Annotated in this window: 15 protein-coding genes and 1 tRNA gene; 9 read left to right on the forward strand and 7 right to left on the reverse strand. The window is 68.8% G+C overall.

Going from position 1 to position 15,076, the window contains the following annotated elements; translation table 11 throughout:
• Nucleotides 1–532: 532 nt before the first annotated feature.
• A tRNA-Ser gene (locus NXI30_20860) sits at nucleotides 533–624 on the reverse strand.
• Between the two features lie 173 nt (nucleotides 625–797).
• Here NXI30_20860 and infA point away from each other — a divergent pair.
• Together infA and NXI30_20870 are read left to right on the forward strand one after the other, a co-directional pair.
• Nucleotides 798–1,040, forward strand: a complete 243-nt coding sequence (gene infA / locus NXI30_20865) for a translation initiation factor IF-1 (protein MCR9096682.1) — start codon at nucleotides 798–800, stop codon at nucleotides 1,038–1,040.
• Between the two features lie 27 nt (nucleotides 1,041–1,067).
• Nucleotides 1,068–1,721: an acyltransferase gene (locus NXI30_20870; protein ID MCR9096683.1), complete on the forward strand. Its 654-nt coding sequence runs from the start codon at nucleotides 1,068–1,070 to the stop codon at nucleotides 1,719–1,721.
• Between the two features lie 21 nt (nucleotides 1,722–1,742).
• Here the strand turns inward: NXI30_20870 and NXI30_20875 are convergent, their stop codons facing one another.
• Entirely contained in the window at nucleotides 1,743–2,501 is a 759-nt protein-coding gene (locus NXI30_20875; GenBank protein MCR9096684.1) for a hypothetical protein, read from the reverse strand.
• Between the two features lie 193 nt (nucleotides 2,502–2,694).
• Here NXI30_20875 and NXI30_20880 point away from each other — a divergent pair, with 193 nt between their 5' ends.
• The 4 genes from NXI30_20880 to NXI30_20895 all read left to right on the forward strand — a co-directional run bounded on the left by NXI30_20880 (nucleotide 2,695) and on the right by NXI30_20895 (nucleotide 9,374).
• Entirely contained in the window at nucleotides 2,695–4,446 is a 1,752-nt protein-coding gene (locus NXI30_20880) for a hypothetical protein (protein ID MCR9096685.1), read from the forward strand.
• Nucleotides 4,447–4,486: 40 nt separating this feature from the next.
• Entirely contained in the window at nucleotides 4,487–5,413 is a 927-nt protein-coding gene (locus NXI30_20885; GenBank protein MCR9096686.1) for a methionyl-tRNA formyltransferase, read from the forward strand.
• A 498-nt stretch (nucleotides 5,414–5,911) separates the two neighbouring features.
• Entirely contained in the window at nucleotides 5,912–8,017 is a 2,106-nt protein-coding gene (gene fusA / locus NXI30_20890) for an elongation factor G (protein MCR9096687.1), read from the forward strand.
• Between the two features lie 172 nt (nucleotides 8,018–8,189).
• A complete protein-coding gene (locus NXI30_20895) occupies nucleotides 8,190–9,374 on the forward strand; it encodes an amidohydrolase (protein MCR9096688.1) in 1,185 nt (394 codons plus the stop codon).
• Nucleotides 9,375–9,383: 9 nt separating this feature from the next.
• Here the strand turns inward: NXI30_20895 and NXI30_20900 are convergent, their stop codons facing one another.
• Both NXI30_20900 and NXI30_20905 read right to left on the reverse strand, forming a co-directional pair.
• Nucleotides 9,384–9,914, reverse strand: a complete 531-nt coding sequence (locus NXI30_20900) for a hypothetical protein (protein MCR9096689.1) — start codon at nucleotides 9,912–9,914, stop codon at nucleotides 9,384–9,386.
• Between the two features lie 43 nt (nucleotides 9,915–9,957).
• Nucleotides 9,958–10,488, reverse strand: coding sequence for a TerB family tellurite resistance protein (locus tag NXI30_20905; GenBank protein MCR9096690.1), 531 nt, complete (start codon nucleotides 10,486–10,488; stop codon nucleotides 9,958–9,960).
• Between the two features lie 123 nt (nucleotides 10,489–10,611).
• Here NXI30_20905 and NXI30_20910 point away from each other — a divergent pair, with 123 nt between their 5' ends.
• Nucleotides 10,612–10,974 (forward strand): arsenate reductase (glutaredoxin), encoded by a 363-nt coding sequence (locus tag NXI30_20910; GenBank protein MCR9096691.1) that lies wholly within the window; start codon nucleotides 10,612–10,614, stop codon nucleotides 10,972–10,974.
• Between the two features lie 45 nt (nucleotides 10,975–11,019).
• Here NXI30_20910 and NXI30_20915 read toward each other — a convergent pair whose 3' ends face one another.
• Together NXI30_20915 and NXI30_20920 are read right to left on the reverse strand one after the other, a co-directional pair.
• Nucleotides 11,020–11,952, reverse strand: coding sequence for an LLM class flavin-dependent oxidoreductase (locus NXI30_20915; protein ID MCR9096692.1), 933 nt, complete (start codon nucleotides 11,950–11,952; stop codon nucleotides 11,020–11,022).
• A gap of 7 nt (nucleotides 11,953–11,959) precedes the next feature.
• Nucleotides 11,960–12,751: an SAM-dependent methyltransferase gene (locus tag NXI30_20920; GenBank protein ID MCR9096693.1), complete on the reverse strand. Its 792-nt coding sequence runs from the start codon at nucleotides 12,749–12,751 to the stop codon at nucleotides 11,960–11,962.
• Between the two features lie 163 nt (nucleotides 12,752–12,914).
• Here NXI30_20920 and NXI30_20925 point away from each other — a divergent pair, with 163 nt between their 5' ends.
• A complete protein-coding gene (locus tag NXI30_20925) occupies nucleotides 12,915–13,238 on the forward strand; it encodes a flagellar basal body rod protein (protein MCR9096694.1) in 324 nt (107 codons plus the stop codon).
• A 29-nt stretch (nucleotides 13,239–13,267) separates the two neighbouring features.
• On the opposite strand, the gene arsS is transcribed toward NXI30_20925, so the two are convergent.
• Nucleotides 13,268–14,263 (reverse strand): arsenosugar biosynthesis radical SAM protein ArsS, encoded by a 996-nt coding sequence (gene arsS / locus NXI30_20930; protein ID MCR9096695.1) that lies wholly within the window; start codon nucleotides 14,261–14,263, stop codon nucleotides 13,268–13,270.
• A 148-nt stretch (nucleotides 14,264–14,411) separates the two neighbouring features.
• Here arsS and NXI30_20935 point away from each other — a divergent pair.
• A partial coding sequence (locus tag NXI30_20935; protein MCR9096696.1) for a hypothetical protein occupies nucleotides 14,412–15,076 on the forward strand: 665 nt, incomplete at its 3' end.

Genomic DNA, 15,076 nt, shown 5'->3' on the forward strand with positions numbered 1-15,076 from the left:
GTTCGCAGGCCTGCGGGCCAGCATAGGGAGCGGCACGACAACCCGGGGCAGGTCACCGAGACGAGGCGGGTGGCATCCGCGTGAATGGTCATTCGAGAGATGCTATCCGGATCAGACTACGAACGTCGGTGTCTGATACTCGGCCATGCTCGGGCTGGTATCGATATCCAGATCGGCACCTAAGCTCGAACTTTCTATCGACGAGGGTTCGCGAAGCCCGCCGCTCGAAGGACGCGCCGACGACCGATCGGGAGAAAGCGCGCTTCGCCCCTGACGAATACCAAATACGGCTCTGCCCGCCGCGGAGCGGCGAATTTCCTTCCAGTCTCCGCGAGGGCGAATGTCGCGACACAGGCTCCCAGCCGGCCAATTTCGCCGCAGAGATCTCCGGTCTGTGCTTGCCAGGAATCCGGGTCCGCTCGCTGTCTCCGGTTGGCTGCGGAAAACCGCACCCCGCGAAATCGCCGCGCACCCCTCGGCGTCGCCGCCTTCGCGACCCGGTCGCCATGAGCCTCCGTAAAGAAGGACTCAATGGCGGAGAGGGTGGGATTCGAACCCACGGAAGGCTTGCACCTTCACCTGATTTCGAGTCAGGCACGTTCAACCGAGCTCCGCCACCTCTCCGCGGGCGCGTAGGCTAGCAGGATTCCGTCATTCTTCGCACGCCGGGTGCCCGCGGAATCGTTGCAAATCCCCGGATTTCTGGGGGATTCGCCGCCCCCGAACCCTCGTGCTAGCCTGCGCGCTCTCCGAGAACCGGGGCGCGCTCCCGGTAATAGAAGAAGGACCGACTCGATTTGGCACGTGATGATTTGATCCAGGCGACCGGAAGCGTCGACAAGATTCTCGGCGGCGGCCGCTATCAGATCACGCTCGAGAACGGCCAGGTCGTGACGGCCCAGCTCTCGGGCCGCATGCGCCGATTCCGCATCCGCGTGATCCCCGGCGACCGCGTGACGGTCGGCCTCTCGCCCTACGACCCGACCCATGGCTTCATCACCTTCCGTCTCAAGGAAGGGCAGTCGGCGCCCGGCCAGTAGGGCCGCGCCGGCGACGCGCCGCGCGCGATGGCGAGCTTCGCGACCCGCGCGCGACTGAAGGCGATCCAGGCCTGCGACCGCCTGCGTCTTCGCGCTCGCGTGAGACGGACGCCCGGGCTCGAGATGGATCCCGAGGCGAGCACGAACTTCGTGTCCTCGCACTTCGCGATCGCGCCCGGCGGTCGCCTCGTGATCGGTCCCCGCGTCTACACCGAACGTCTCTCGCGCGGGGTCCACATCTCCGTCGCCGAGGGCGCGAGCGTCGAGATCGGCGCCGACACCTGGCTTCGTTCGGACCTCGGACCGGTGATCCTCTTCGCGTTCCCCGGCGCGCGGATCACGATCGGCAAGGAGGGCTTCCTGAACGGCTGCCATCTGAGCGCCAAAGCAGGGCTCTCGATCGGGGATCGAGTCTGGATCGGTCCCGGCTCGCGGGTCTTCGATGCCGACCAGCACGATCTCGACGCTGACCGGAAGGAGCGGATCGAGCCGGTCACGATCGCGGACCACTGTTGGATCTCGTCGGACGTGACGGTCCTTCGCGGGGTCGAGATCGGGGAGCAGTCGGTGGTCGGGGCGCGCTCGCTGGTCGCGAAGTCGATCCCGCCCCACTCGCTCGCGATCGGATCGCCCGCCGCGGCGGCGGGCAAGGTCGGCGACCGGACGAAGGTCGAGATCTAGCGGGAACGGTTCGCGCTTCGCCTAGCGTCGGCAGTCGGCGCCGGGGGGCGCGTAGACGACGCGACCGTCGCCCCCGAAGATGCAGCTTCCGCGCGAACCCGATGGCTTGCTCGCACGCGAGCCCGACGGCTTGCTCGGAGAGCGACGAGCGGCGGGCCGCACCACGGTCGCGTTCGGCGTGTCGCTCCGAGCCGCCGGAGCCTGGGCGCCACCCACGCGACGGGGGTTGCCCGGGCGAGCACGCGCCGCTCTGGCGGCGGGCGCCGCCGGCTGGGCGTCGCCCCGGCACGCGGCGCCACGCGGCCGGAAGATCACTTCGCCTCGGGTTCCGTACATGCAGGACTTGCCGAGGGTTCGCGCGCCGTAGTCGACGACCTCCTCGGCCTCCTCGCCGTCCGTGGACGCGGCTTCCGGTTCCGTCGACGCGTCCGCGGTCGCGCTCGTCGTGCCCGTCGTCGCGATCGCGTCGTCGGCCGCGCGGGTCGTAGTCGAGTCGCTTCCGGGGGAGCGGAAGGTCGGTCGGGACGTGGTCACGGTGGATCGGTTGGTGGCGGTCCCGCTCGTCTTGCGGCTGCCGAGATCGCCCCCGCGTCGTTCGCTGCCTCCCCGGTTGACCGTCCCCCCGCCGCGCTTCATGCCGCTCGCTCCCGGACGAAGGGCCGACTGGGCGTCGGCGTCCCGGATCGGGGCGAGCGGAGAGGCGAGCGCCGAGGCAACGGCGAAGATCAGGAGCGGGCGCAGGCGCCGGTGGTTTCGGACGGAGAGGGCGCGGCGTAACATTTTCCGGTCATCGGGTCGCCGATCGATCACCGAAAGCCATTCGCGAACAAGCGCGGGTCGATTGCCGATCCCGTGCCGGCGTTGCGCGGACGAGACGGGTCGCCGAGGCCCGTTATGCGAAGCTTGCAGTGTTCTCCGAACGGGCGAGACTTTCGGCCACCGATCGATCCCGGAAGCGGGGAGGAGGGGCGCGATGAGAAGGGGACACTGGGCCGGCTGGACACTCGGAGTCGCGCTGCTCGCGCTCGCTTGCGCGGGCGATTCGGCGCACGGGCCGCACGACCATGCGGACCACGACCACGACCAGGCGCAAGCCGCCGACGCGCACGGCCACGGCGGCAAGGACCACGCGCACACCCACGTGCCCCGCCGCGTCGTTCCGGACGGCGCCGGGGCCCCGCTCTTCAATGACCTCGGCGATTTCTCCCGCCCCGTCGACGCGGAGGGCCTGGCGCCGAAGTACTTCACGCAAGGTCTCGTCCTCGCCTACGGCTTCAATCACGCGGAGGCCCACCGCTCCTTCAAGGAGGCCTCGGCTCAGGACCCGACCTGCGGGATCTGCGCCTGGGGCGAGGCGCTCGTGCTCGGACCGAACATCAACAAGCCGATGGATCCCGCGGATGCGCCGGTGGCCTGGGAGGCGGTTCAGCGCGCGATCGCGCTCCGGGACGGAGCGAGCCCGGTGGAGGCCGCGCTGATCGACGCGCTGGCGATGCGCTATGCGGAAACGGCGCCGGCGGACCGAAGCGGACTCGACCTCGCCTACGCGAACGCGATGCGCGAAGTCGCGGCGCGCTTCCCCGCGGACGACGACGTCCAGACGCTCTTCGCCGAAGCGCTGATGGATACGATGCCCTGGGACTACTACGTGGACCCCGATACGGCGAGGCCCGCGACGGACGAGGTCGTCACCGCCCTCGAGACCGTGATGGCCCGGAGTCCCGAGCACATCGGCGCGCTCCACCTCTACATCCACGCGGTCGAGCCCTCGAACACGCCGAATCGCGGCGAGCAGGCGGCGGATACCCTCGGGCCCCTCTCGCCGGGCGCCGGCCACCTCGTCCACATGCCGTCCCACATCTACCTGCGGATCGGTCGCTACGCGGACGCGTCGGCGGCGAACGAGAAGGCGGCGGCGGCGGACGAGTCCTACATCACCCAGTGTCGCGCCCAGGGTTTCTACCCGGCGGCCTACTACCCCCACAACGTCCACTTCCTCTACGCCTCCGCGGCCTTCGAGGGGCGGAGCGAAGTCTCGATCGCGGCGGCCCGGAAGCTCTCGGCGAACATGACGCCGGAGATGGTGGCGGCGGTTCCGATCGTCGAGGAGTTCGTGCCGATGGAGCTCTACGCGCTCGCGCGCTTCGGGCGCTGGCAGGACATCCTGGAGTCGCCTCGCCCTCGCGAGGAGTGGCGCTACGCGACCGGTGCGTGGCACTACGTTCGGGGCATGGCGAGCGCGGCGACCGGTGCGGTCGAGCGCGCCCGGGCGGAGCTCGCGGAGGTCGAAGCCCTGGCCGAGGCCGAGGACATGAAGGGGCTCACCTTCGCGTCGGGCTCCACGCCGTCGCAGCTGCTCACGATCGGCGCGCGGATCCTCGCGGCGCGGATCGCGGGGGAGGCCGGAAAGTGGTCCGACGCGGTCCCGTTGCTCGAGCAGGCCGTCGCCCTCCAGGACGCGCTCCCCTATACCGAGCCGCCGCCCTGGTACTTCCCCACGCGCGAGGCGCTCGGGAACGCGCTGCTCGAGAGCGGCCGGCACGGCGACGCGGAGGCCGTCTTCCGCAAGGAGCTCACGAAGACGCCGCGCAACGGCTGGTCCCTCGCCGGGCTCGTCACGAGCCTCGCGGAGCAGGGCAAGGCGGACGACGCGCGGGCCGCCGAGGCCGAGCGCGCCTCGGTCTGGGAACACGCGGACATCACGCTGCCGGGGCCGGTCTTCTAGCCCCGGTTCCGGCCGCCCGGCGCGTGGTACCGTCGACACCATGCCGCTCAAACTCGCGATCTTCGGACAGGCGCCCTTCGGGCGCGACGTGACCACTCGTCTGGCGGAGGCCGGCCACGAAATCGTGGGCGTCCACGTGCCGCCCGACGGCGGAGGGCGGCCGGACCCCCTCGCCGCAGCCGCGGAAGAGAACGGCTGGCCGCTCTTCCGCTACAAGGGCTATCGCCGCAAGGGCGTCGCGATCCCCGAGCGGGTCGACGAGTACCTCGCGCTCGGCGCGGACCTGAACGTCATGCCCTTCACGACCGTGCTCCTACCGCCGGAGATCACCGACGCGCCGAAGCACGGATCCGTCTGCTTCCACCCCTCGATCCTGCCCGCGTTCCGCGGCGGCGCCGCGCTGTCCTGGCAGATCTTCGAAGGTGCGACCGAGTCGGGGATCTCGATCTTCCAGCCCGACGAAGGCGTCGACACCGGCCCGCTCTACCTCCAGAAGCGCGGCGTGCCGATCGAGCCGACGGATACGATGGCGAGTCTCTACTTCGACAAGCTCTATCCGATGGGCGTCGACGGAATGGTCGAGGTCGTCGACGCGATCGGCGCCGGGAGCGCGACGCTCACGCCGCAGGTCGAAGAAGGCGCCAGCCATCAGGGCCTGGTCGATGATGCGGTTGCGCGCCTCGATCTCGGCTGGGACCTCGCGAAGGTCGAGCAGCGGATCCGAGGCTGTGACCCGAGTCCGGGGGCGTGGCTCGAGCAGGGCGGGGCGCCGATCCGCCTCTTCGGGTGCTCGGTCGAGTCCCGCTCGGATTCCGGCGAGACGCCGGGCACCGTGCTCTCGGTCGGCGACGACGGTCTCGTGCTGGCCGTGCGGGGCGGCTCGCTTCGGATCCAGAAGGTGCGGGGGGCGGCCGGGAAGGTCGCCGCGGCGGAATCCGGACTCGTCGCCGGCGATGTGCTCGCCTGAGCGCGCCCTCGCGTCCGCCAGGCGTGCGCCGCGGGCGGCCCGGCCCTGTCCCCTCGGGGCAAGGCCTGGTCGCCGCTTCGTCCCCCGGGTCGGGGCTCGATTTTCCCTCTAGGTCCGCTAATTTGCGCGCCCAGCAGGTCCCCCCGTCTCGCTGATTCCCCCGTGGACCCCGCACTGGCTCCGAGCCAGCTCCAATCCAGTCTCGAACCCGATCGCGTCGGATCCCGTCCGGCGATCGGTGCCCCTGATCTCGCGACCCGCCGTAGCCGACACGCGGCGGAGGATCCGGGACTCAAGGGCGATCGTCGACTGGTCGTAAGAGGGCACGCGGAAGGCGCAGCGAGTCGGCAAGAGACCGGCAGCAGGCGGCCCGGTCCAACACGGAGCGCGGCGCTCGGGCCACCTGAAGATTCGGGTACATCTACCGCTCGCAACGGGCGGAGATCAGGGCAGAAAGCCAGGAGGAGGCGCGAAGAAGGCGCCTCGAAGGAAGACAGCATGCTCGGCGACATCGACAAGGTCCGAAACATCGGCATCAGTGCGCACATCGACTCGGGGAAGACGACCCTGACCGAGCGCATCCTCTTCTACACCGGCAAGATCCACGCGATCCACGAGGTCCGCGGCAAGGACGAAGTCGGCGCGACCATGGACTCCATGGAGCTCGAGCGCGAGCGCGGCATCACGATCGCCTCCGCCGCGACCTACTGCGAGTGGAAGGGCAACCAGATCAACATCATCGACACGCCCGGCCACGTCGACTTCACCGTCGAGGTCGAGCGATCGTTGCGCGTGCTCGACGGCGCGATCCTGATCCTGTGCGGCGTCTCCGGCGTGCAGTCGCAGTCGATGACCGTCGACCGCCAGATGAAGCGGTACAACGTCCCGCGCATCGCGTTCATCAACAAGCTCGACCGCTCCGGCGCCGACCCGTTCAAGGTCACGGGCCAGCTTCGCGACAAGCTCGGTCACAACGCGGTCATGTGTCAGCTGCCGATCGGCCTCGAGAGCGACCTCGAGGGCGTCATCGATCTGATCACGATGAAGGCGTACTACTTCGACGGCGACAACGGTGAGGACATCCGCGAGGAGGAGATCCCCGCCAATCTCGCCGACCAGGCCGCCGAGTACCGCGAGACGATGCTCGACGCGGTCTCCATGTTCTCGGAAGAGCTCATGGAGGAGATGCTGGAAGAGGACGTGAAGGAAGACACGATCCACGCGGCCGTTCGCGCGGGCGTGCTCTCCCTCGACCTGACGCCGGTCTTCCTGGGCTCCGCCTACAAGAACAAGGGCGTCCAGAAGCTCCTCGATGCGGTCAACGCGTATCTGCCGAACCCGACCGAGGTCACGAACATGGCCGTCGACCTCGACAACGACGAGGCCGAGGTCGAGGTCCACATCGACGACGACAAGCCGCTCGTCATGCTGGCGTTCAAGCTCGAGGACGGCCGCTACGGCCAGCTCACCTACATCCGCATGTACCAGGGAACGCTCAGGAAGGGCGACACCATCTACAACATGCGGACGGGCAAGAAGGTGAAGGTCGGGCGTCTGATCCGCATGCACTCGGACGAGATGCAGGACATCGAGGACACGAACGCGGGTGACATCGTCGCGCTCTTCGGCGTCGACTGCGCCTCGGGCGACACGTTCACGGACGGCAACATCAACGTCGCCATGACGTCGATGCACATTCCGGAGCCGGTCATCTCGCTCTCGATCAAGCCGGTCGACCAGAAGGCCGCGGACAACATGGGCAAGGCGCTCGGTCGCTTCGTTCGTGAGGATCCCACGTTCCGCACGGAGGTCGATCCGGAGTCGAACGAGACGGTCATCTCGGGCATGGGCGAGCTCCACCTCGAGGTCTACGTCGAACGCATGAAGCGCGAGTACAACTGTGAGGTCGAGACCGGTGCGCCCCAGGTGGCCTACCGCGAGACGATCACCAAGCCCACCGACTTCTCCTACACGCACAAGAAGCAGTCGGGTGGTTCGGGGCAGTACGGCAAGGTCGCGGGCATCGTGACCCCGATCGCGGACGACGACGAGGGAGACAAGGACTTCCAGTTCGTCAACTCGATCAAGGGCGGCGCGATTCCGACGGAGTACATCCCGGCGGTCGAGAAGGGCTTCCGCGCCTCGCTCGACAAGGGTCGCCTGATCGGCTTCCCGGTGATCGGCGTGAAGGTCGAGATCAACGACGGTCAGTCCCACTCGGTGGACTCGTCGGAAATGGCGTTCCAGGCCGCGGCCAAGGGCGCCTTCCGGGAGTTCTACGGCCGGGCGAAGCCGCAGATCCTCGAGCCGATCATGAAGCTCGCGGTCGAGGGGCCGTCCGAGTTCCAGGGCGCGATCCTCAAGACGATCATGCAGCGTCGTGGTCAGGTCAGCGGCTCGACCGAGGAGGACGGTTTCTCCACGGTCGAGGCGGAGGTGCCGCTCTCCGAGATGTTCGGGTATGCGACCGACCTTCGCTCGATGACCCAGGGCAAGGCGGAGTTCACCATGGAGTTCGAGAAGTACGCCGCGGTGCCCGCGGAGACGACCGCCGAGCTCAAGAAGAAGTACGAGTCCAAGATCGTCGACGAAGACGACGATTGATCTCGCTACGGACCCCGGTCCGAGAAAACGAAAGCCCCCGCGGCCCGAAGGTCGCGGGGGCTTTTTCGTGTCCACGCGTGTGACTCCGGCCGCGCCGGGAGGAGGGCGCGGCCGGATGCGGGCGGCGACGTGGACCGACGCGGCAGCGCCCGCTCTCGACTATCGTCGTGGGATGGAAGCGCCCCCTCGGATCTTCGACTGCGACAACCACTACTACGAGGCCCCCGACGCGTTCACGCGGCACGTTCCGGTCGAAATGCAGGCGCGCTGTGTCCAGTGGGCCGAGGTCGACGGGCGAAAGCGACACGTCGTGGGCGGCAGGCTCGACTTCTCGGTCGCGAACCCCCTCTTCGATCCGGTCGGGCCCGCGGGCTCCCTCCACGAGTACTACCGCGGCAACCCGGCCGGCGTACCGGCTCGGGACCAGATGCGTGGCAACCTCGAGCCCCAGCCCGCGTACTACCGCGACCCGCAGGCGCGCCTCGCGAAGATGGACGCCCAGGGCGTCGATTCGACCTGGCTCTTTCCGACCCTCGGCATCCTCTACGAGGAGCCGCTCAAGGAGGACGTGGACGCCGTCGCCACCCTCTTCGAGGGCTTCAACCGGTGGCTGCTCGAGGACTGGGGCTTCAACTACCGGGACCGAATCTTCTCCGCGCCCTACATCACGCTGGCCGACCCGGCCCGTGCGGAGCGGGAGCTCGAGTGGGCCCTCGGGCACGATGCCCGGATGTTCGTCATGCGACCCGCGGCGGTCTTCACCCGCGAAGGCCCGCGCCCGCCGGGAGATCCGATCTTCGACGGCTTCTGGGCTCGCGTGAACGAGTCCGGGATCACCGCCGTCATCCACACCGGCAACTCCGGTTACTCGACGAACGGCTACTCGAGCGACGGATTCGGCCGCGCCTCGATCGGCATGAGCCGTCGGCCTTCGGTCAAGAACCTCGTTCTCGCGCGGGCGGCGAGCGACTACCTCTTCTCGCTCGGATGCGATCTGCTCTTCGAGCGCTTCCCGAACGTGCGGCTCGCCTCGATCGAGAACGGATCGAGCTTCCTCGGCGACCTCTTCCACAACTTGGAGCAGGCGGCCGCCCGGAACCCCTGGCATTTCGCCGAGGATCCGGTCGCGCTCCTGCGGGACCGGGTGTGGATGAGCCCCTTCTGGGAGGACGACCTGATGGACGTCCTCGACCGGATGGGCCCGGACCACGTGATCTTCGGCTCGGACTGGCCCCACATGGAGGGCCTGCCGGAACCGCAGGACGTCCTGGAAGAGATCGAAGCGCTTCCAGGAGACGTCGCGGATCGATTCCTGTTCGGGAATACCGCCGCCCTCAACGAGTGGCGGCCCGTCTAGGGGCGCTCGCTACCGAAGCAGCTTCTTCAGCATCGCGGCGCGCGCCGGGTTGCTGTAGCTGACGCCACCCGAAGCCGACTCGCCGTCGGTCGAGGCACCGGTTCCGAGCAGTCGCGACGACACCAGCGTGTTGCGGGTTCGGACGAGCTCTCCGGAGCTCGCCGGCTCGTTGCGGGGCGCGGGCTCCCGGACCTTGACTGCGGGCTTCCGCGTCGACGGCGTCGCGGCCTTCTTCGCCGTGGCCTTTCTGGTCGACTTCTTCTTTCCCGCAGCCTTCCTCTTCGTCGCCTTCTTCTTGGCGGTCTTCTTCCGGGTCGACTTCTTGGCCGCCTTCTTCTTGGCGGCCTTCTTCCGCGTGGCCTTCCTGGCCGCCTTCTTCCTGGAGGCCTTCTTGCCCGCCTTCTTGGCGGCGCGCTTGGCGGTCTTCTTCTTCGCGGCCTTCTTCTTCGAAGCCTTCCTGGCCTTGGTCTTGGCCTTCTTCGCCTTGCGCGCGGCCTTCTTCTTCGTGGACTTCTTCGCCGTCTTCTTGCGTGCTGCCATGGGTCTTCTCTCCCCGCCGTTCAGAGCGGCGGAACGTAGCGGATCAGCGCTCGCTCGGAAGTGCTTTGAGGGTCCCGAGATACGCTCTCCACTCGCTTCGGATCGCGACGACGTCGGATCGGCGGACGCCGATCGTGGTGGCGATCTCGAAGATCTCGTTGTCCTCGACGGTCGTGATCGTGTCGTCCGCAGCCGCGACGGCGTAGAGGCATCGCAACAGGCGAAGCCGCTCCTCGGTTTCGGTCATGTCGCGGAAGGCACGGGCGACGAGGTGGTCGTCGGTCCCGCCGTGGGCGTCGGTCACGCGGATCGCCGCCCGGGCGAGCACGGCGGCGGTTTCGGGGGCGAGCCCGCCGAAGGTGACGAGGCGCTCGGCCATCGCCGCCTCCTCGCTCTCCTCGGTTCGCAGGTCGGCACTCGCGACGCGCGCCAGGAGATAGGCGAACGCGGCCGCGAGCCGCGCTTCGGCGGGCTCCATCGACTCGAGGCTCGCGCCGAGCTCGACGAGGCTCGCGGGTTCGGCCTCGCGGCCGGCCGAGCCGCCGCCGAGACCCAGGAATCGCATCAGGGACATCGTCTCCTCCCGGTCGAAGACGCGTGATCTCGCCTCGACCGCTCGGAATCTCTAGGCTTGCCGCGCGCCGGGCGCAACTGCTCGGTCGCTCCCACCCTGAACCTCGGACGAGGAACGAACCCGATGGCCCTGCCGACCGACGACACGATCCTGCTCCTCCACAACCCGAAGGGCTCGAAGAGCCGTGCGACCCTCGCGCTCCTCGAGGAGAAGGGCGCGACCTTCGAGACGCGACTCTATCTGGAGGATCCGCTCGCGGAGGATGAGCTGCGGGAGCTCGGCAGGCGCCTCGGGCGCGCCCCGGTCGAGTTCACCCGGACCAAGCAGGCGGAGTTCGCGGAGGCCGGTCTCACGAAGGATTCCTCCGGAGACGAGATCCTCGCCGCGATGGCGAAGGCGCCCATCCTGATGGAACGGCCCGTCGTCCTCCGCGGCGACCGCGCCGCGATCGGCCGCCCGCCCGAGGACGTGCTGGCGCTGCTCTGACGCGTCGTCTCGAACCCCGCCGAGCGCCCGCAGGCGGCGGAGCAGTCAGACTTCGGGGATCACTTCCGTCGCCAGTCGCTGGCACTGGTCGATCATCTCGTCGGCCGTCCGGGCCATCGGGATCGCGATGAACTTGGTCACACCGTTCTCGCAGAACTCACGGACGCGCGCGAGGACGGTCCCGGCCTCGCCGACGGCCTGCATCCGCTGGATGCGGTCGCGCATGGCGACGGCGACCGGATCCGTGGACTTCGTGGCGGCGGAGGGAAGCGGCGAGGGCGCGTCGCCTTCGCCCAGCCGGAAGAGGATCGTCGCGCCGTAGTGGTCGTCCGGGATCGGCCGCCCGATCCGGGCGCACTCGGCCTTGATGCCGGCGACGGTCTCGCCCGCCTCTTCGGGTGTCTGGAGCGGGGCGAGCCAGCCGGTGCCGTAGCGCGCGGTTCGCCGGATCGCGGGCTTCGAGGAGCCGCCGAGCCAGAGCGGCAGGGGCTGCTGCTTCGGTCGTGGATTGATCGTCGCGCCCTTGAGTGAGTAGTGCTCGCCCTCGAAGTCGACGTTCTCGCCGGTCCAGAGCCGCGTCATCACCTCGAGCGCCTCGTCCATCTTCTTGCCTCGCCCGGCAGGGCTCCGGCCGGTCGCCTCCCACTCCGGAGCGTCGCCCCGGCCGACGCCGACGGTCGGGAGGAAGCGGCCGTCGGACAGGATGTCGAGCGTCGCGCACTGACGGGCGAAGGTGACGGGATCCCGGAAGGGGAGGACGACGGCGTTCGTCCCGAATTTGAGGCGCCGCGTCGCACCGGCGATCACGGACAGGAGCGTCATCGGCTCGAAGGCGGGCTCGCGAGACACGACGCGATCCGATTGCCAGATGGAATCGATCGGCGAGTCCTCGCAGACGTCGAGCCAGCGGCGGAAGTCGTCGATGGTTTCGAAGGGGAAGCCGCCGAGCCCGAGCCCGACGCCGATTCGAACGGCCATGGATGAGTCACTCCTCGTCGGGCTTGCGGGCGCGGATCACGAAGCGGTCGGTCGCGCCGCGCAGGCCGGGGGCGAAGACGCCCCGGGTTCGGTCGTCTTCGGGGTGGCGAAGAACGTCGCTGGTTGCCTCGATCACGAAGCCCGCGCGCTCGAGAGCGGCGATCACGCGTGCTTCGTCGATCCGATGGAGCTTCGCGTTGAGCACCTCCCGGCCGGGGTCGCCGGCGTGGTCGATCACTCCGAGCAGGCCGCCAGGACGGAGTGTTTTCCGGAGCGTGCCGAGGACGGCGTGCGCGACGTCCTCTCCGCGACCGTCGATGATGTCGTGCAGATTGAGCGCGGTGATCGCCGCGTCGAGACTCCCCGGTTCGAGCCCGAGCGCGTCGAGCTCCGCATCGAGCCGGACGACGTTCGGAAGCCGCCCCTCGGCCAGGCGCGCGGTCATCGCCCGGTCGTTCATCCCCTCCCGCATCTGCAGCACGAACGCGATGTTCTGCGCGTAGACGCGCCCCTCCGGACCAACGGCTTCCGAGAGGACCTCGGTGTAGTACCCACCGGAGGCGAGCACGTCCATCACCCGCATGCCCTCCTCGATCCCGAGGAAGGTCAGCACGGCGGCCGGACGGCGGCCCGCGTCACGCGCCTTGTCGGCGTCGGATCGTGCGCCCGTCGCGAGTCGGATCCCGAGGTCGGTCGCGCGGGTGTCCCCGTCGTTCGCCGCCGGGTGCGCACCGCCGCATCCGAAGAGCACGAGGAGGAGCAGGGCCGCCAGGGGGGATCGGAATCTTTCGACGGGCATCGGGCCTCCGGGCGCGGGCAATGAACGAAGCCAGCGCGAGCCTATGCTACGCCGTCGGGGGGATCGAGGCAGCGCCGTCGCAGCGCGTGCGCAGCGGTCTCGCAGCCGCCGCGCACCGCGCACGCGACCCCGTACCGCGCATCACATCGACGGGAAGATTCCCGTGACGCGCGACGATGTATGGAACATGGATGCCCTCGGGATCGCCCTGACCGGAATGCAGAGCGCCGGCGTGCGTGTCGCCGTGTCCGCCCACAACGTGGCGAACACGCTGACCGAGGATTTCCGTCCGCAGCGCGTCGTCCAGAGCTCGCTGCCGGGCGGTGGAGCCGCGGCGCGCGTCCAGCAGGCGGATCGCCCCGCGCCCGTGAGCCTCGCTCGGGAAGTCGTCGGCCAGATGCAGGCGAGCGTGCAGTACGACGCCTCCGCGCGCGTCTTCGCGGTCGGGGCGGAGATGAAAGGCAGCCTGATCGACCTGCTGGGCTAGGCGACCGGCGCGGCCGGGCGCGACCCGTCTCAGGACAGCGCGCCGCCGCAGCTCGACCCCGCGCCGGCCGTGCAGCCGAAGCAGTGGCTCGCGGTGGCGATCGTCTGGTCGTCCAGGTCGGCCAGGGTCTCGAGGTCGAAGATCGTCCGTGGGGCACCCGGGATCTCGAGCGCCAGGGCCTGATTGAAGTCGCAGTCGTAGATCCGCCCGCGATGGTCGACGCTCAGCTGGTGTCGACACATCAGGCCGGGGACGGTCGCGGCGTTGAAGTTCGCGATCAGCAGATCCATGTACTCGCGATCTCGGCCGTCCCGGGCGAGGGCGTGGGCGAAGCGCTTGATCGGCATGTTCGTGATCGTGAGCAGCGCGTCGAAGACGATCCCGAACTCGCGCTCGAGGGCCTCGCGATAGTCGGCCTCGAGGCTTTCCTGAGGCGGCGGGAGCGAAGGGCCGACCGGGTTGTAGACGAGGTCGAGGCGGAGCGCGCCCTCGTCCTCGCTCTTGCCGTAGCCGAGTGCATTCAACGCCTGGAGCGCACGGATGCTCCCGTCGAAGACGCCGCGCCCGCGCTGGGCCTCGACGTTCTCGAGGCTGTAGCAGGGCAGGCTCGCGACGACGTCGACGCCTGCGTGCGCGAGGAACTCGGCGGTGTCCGCCTGGCCCGGCTCGTGGAGGATCGTCAGGTTGCAGCGATCGATGACCCGGCAGCCGAGGGCGCGGGCGCCGGCGACGAGCCTCCGGAAGTCCGGGTGCATCTCCGGCGCGCCGCCGGTCAGGTCGAGGGTGTCGACGCCGGGGCTTCGTTCGAGGAGCTCGAGGATCCGGTCGACGCCGCGTTCGTCGAGGGCTTCCTCGCGCTTGGGCCCCGATTCGACGTGGCAGTGATGGCACGCGAGGTTGCAGCGCAGCCCGATGTTCACCTGGAGCGTCGTGGTGCGCGCGCGGCGGAGCGGCGCGCAGCCGGCCGCCCGGAGGTGGGCATCGAAATCGGCGACGTCGCTGGATCGTTCGAGGGATACGGACAAGGTTGAGCTCCGGCGCGGAGGATAGACGCGTTTCGACGGATGGGGTGCGCGCTCCTCTTCTTGTACGGCGATCGTCGCTCTCCGGTTGCGCGCGCCGAGACGTGGACCGTAGTCTGCACCCGGCACGCATCGTGCGATGTCGGTCTGCATGCCGACGCTGCACGTCCCTCGCCGCCCACCTCACTGCCCCAACCCCGACTGTGATTTCCATGCAAATCCAGCCGGTTGGCGATTTCAGAAGAAGGGCTTCTACGAACGAGAGGCACGGCCGCGCCGGATCCAGCGGTACCGCTGTACGCACTGCGGCCGCTACTTCAGTTCACAGACCTTCTCTCCGTCCTACTGGCTGAGGCGCGGCGATCTCCTCGAGGACGTGTTTCACCTCCTCGTGAGCTGTGCGGGCTTCCGCCAGATCGCCCGGGCCAAGCGCGTCTCGCACTCGACTGTTCGCCGGCTGAGTGATCGATTGGGCCGACACTGCCTTCTGTTCCACGAGTCTCTGAGGCCGAGAACGTGCCCGCAAGAGCCGCTGGTCCTGGACGGCTTCCGGACTTTCGAGCACAGCCAGTACTGGCCGCTGGACCTGAACCTGGTCGTGGGAAGAAGCCTCTTCGTCTACGGCTTCAACGAGGCCGAGCTTCGTCGAAGCGGCACGATGAGGCCCTCTCAGGCCGTGAAACGGCAGATCCTGGAGAAGAAGTATGGGTGTCCGGACCCCCAGGCGACGCGGAAGCGGGTGGAGGAGCTGCTTCGCCGAGTCGTTCCTCCGAAGGGCATCGTGGAGCTCCATTCAGACGAGCACCAGGCCTATCC

The organism is bacterium (genome assembly GCA_024742285.1).
Lineage (GTDB): Bacteria > Myxococcota_A > UBA9160 > UBA9160 > UBA4427 > UBA4427.

Excerpts from the sequence above, each read along its gene's own strand:
- NXI30_20870 (MCR9096683.1), top strand. The coding sequence starts at position 1,068 with ATGGCGAGCTTCGCGACCCGCGCGCGACTGAAGGCGATCCAGGCCTGC.
- NXI30_20875 (MCR9096684.1), bottom strand. The coding sequence starts at position 2,501 with ATGTTACGCCGCGCCCTCTCCGTCCGAAACCACCGGCGCCTGCGCCCG.
- NXI30_20880 (MCR9096685.1), top strand. The coding sequence starts at position 2,695 with ATGAGAAGGGGACACTGGGCCGGCTGGACACTCGGAGTCGCGCTGCTC.
- NXI30_20885 (MCR9096686.1), top strand. The coding sequence starts at position 4,487 with ATGCCGCTCAAACTCGCGATCTTCGGACAGGCGCCCTTCGGGCGCGAC.
- fusA (MCR9096687.1), top strand. The coding sequence starts at position 5,912 with ATGCTCGGCGACATCGACAAGGTCCGAAACATCGGCATCAGTGCGCAC.
- NXI30_20895 (MCR9096688.1), top strand. The coding sequence starts at position 8,190 with ATGGAAGCGCCCCCTCGGATCTTCGACTGCGACAACCACTACTACGAG.
- NXI30_20900 (MCR9096689.1), bottom strand. The coding sequence starts at position 9,914 with ATGGCAGCACGCAAGAAGACGGCGAAGAAGTCCACGAAGAAGAAGGCC.
- NXI30_20905 (MCR9096690.1), bottom strand. The coding sequence starts at position 10,488 with ATGTCCCTGATGCGATTCCTGGGTCTCGGCGGCGGCTCGGCCGGCCGC.
- NXI30_20910 (MCR9096691.1), top strand. The coding sequence starts at position 10,612 with ATGGCCCTGCCGACCGACGACACGATCCTGCTCCTCCACAACCCGAAG.
- NXI30_20915 (MCR9096692.1), bottom strand. The coding sequence starts at position 11,952 with ATGGCCGTTCGAATCGGCGTCGGGCTCGGGCTCGGCGGCTTCCCCTTC.
- NXI30_20920 (MCR9096693.1), bottom strand. The coding sequence starts at position 12,751 with ATGCCCGTCGAAAGATTCCGATCCCCCCTGGCGGCCCTGCTCCTCCTC.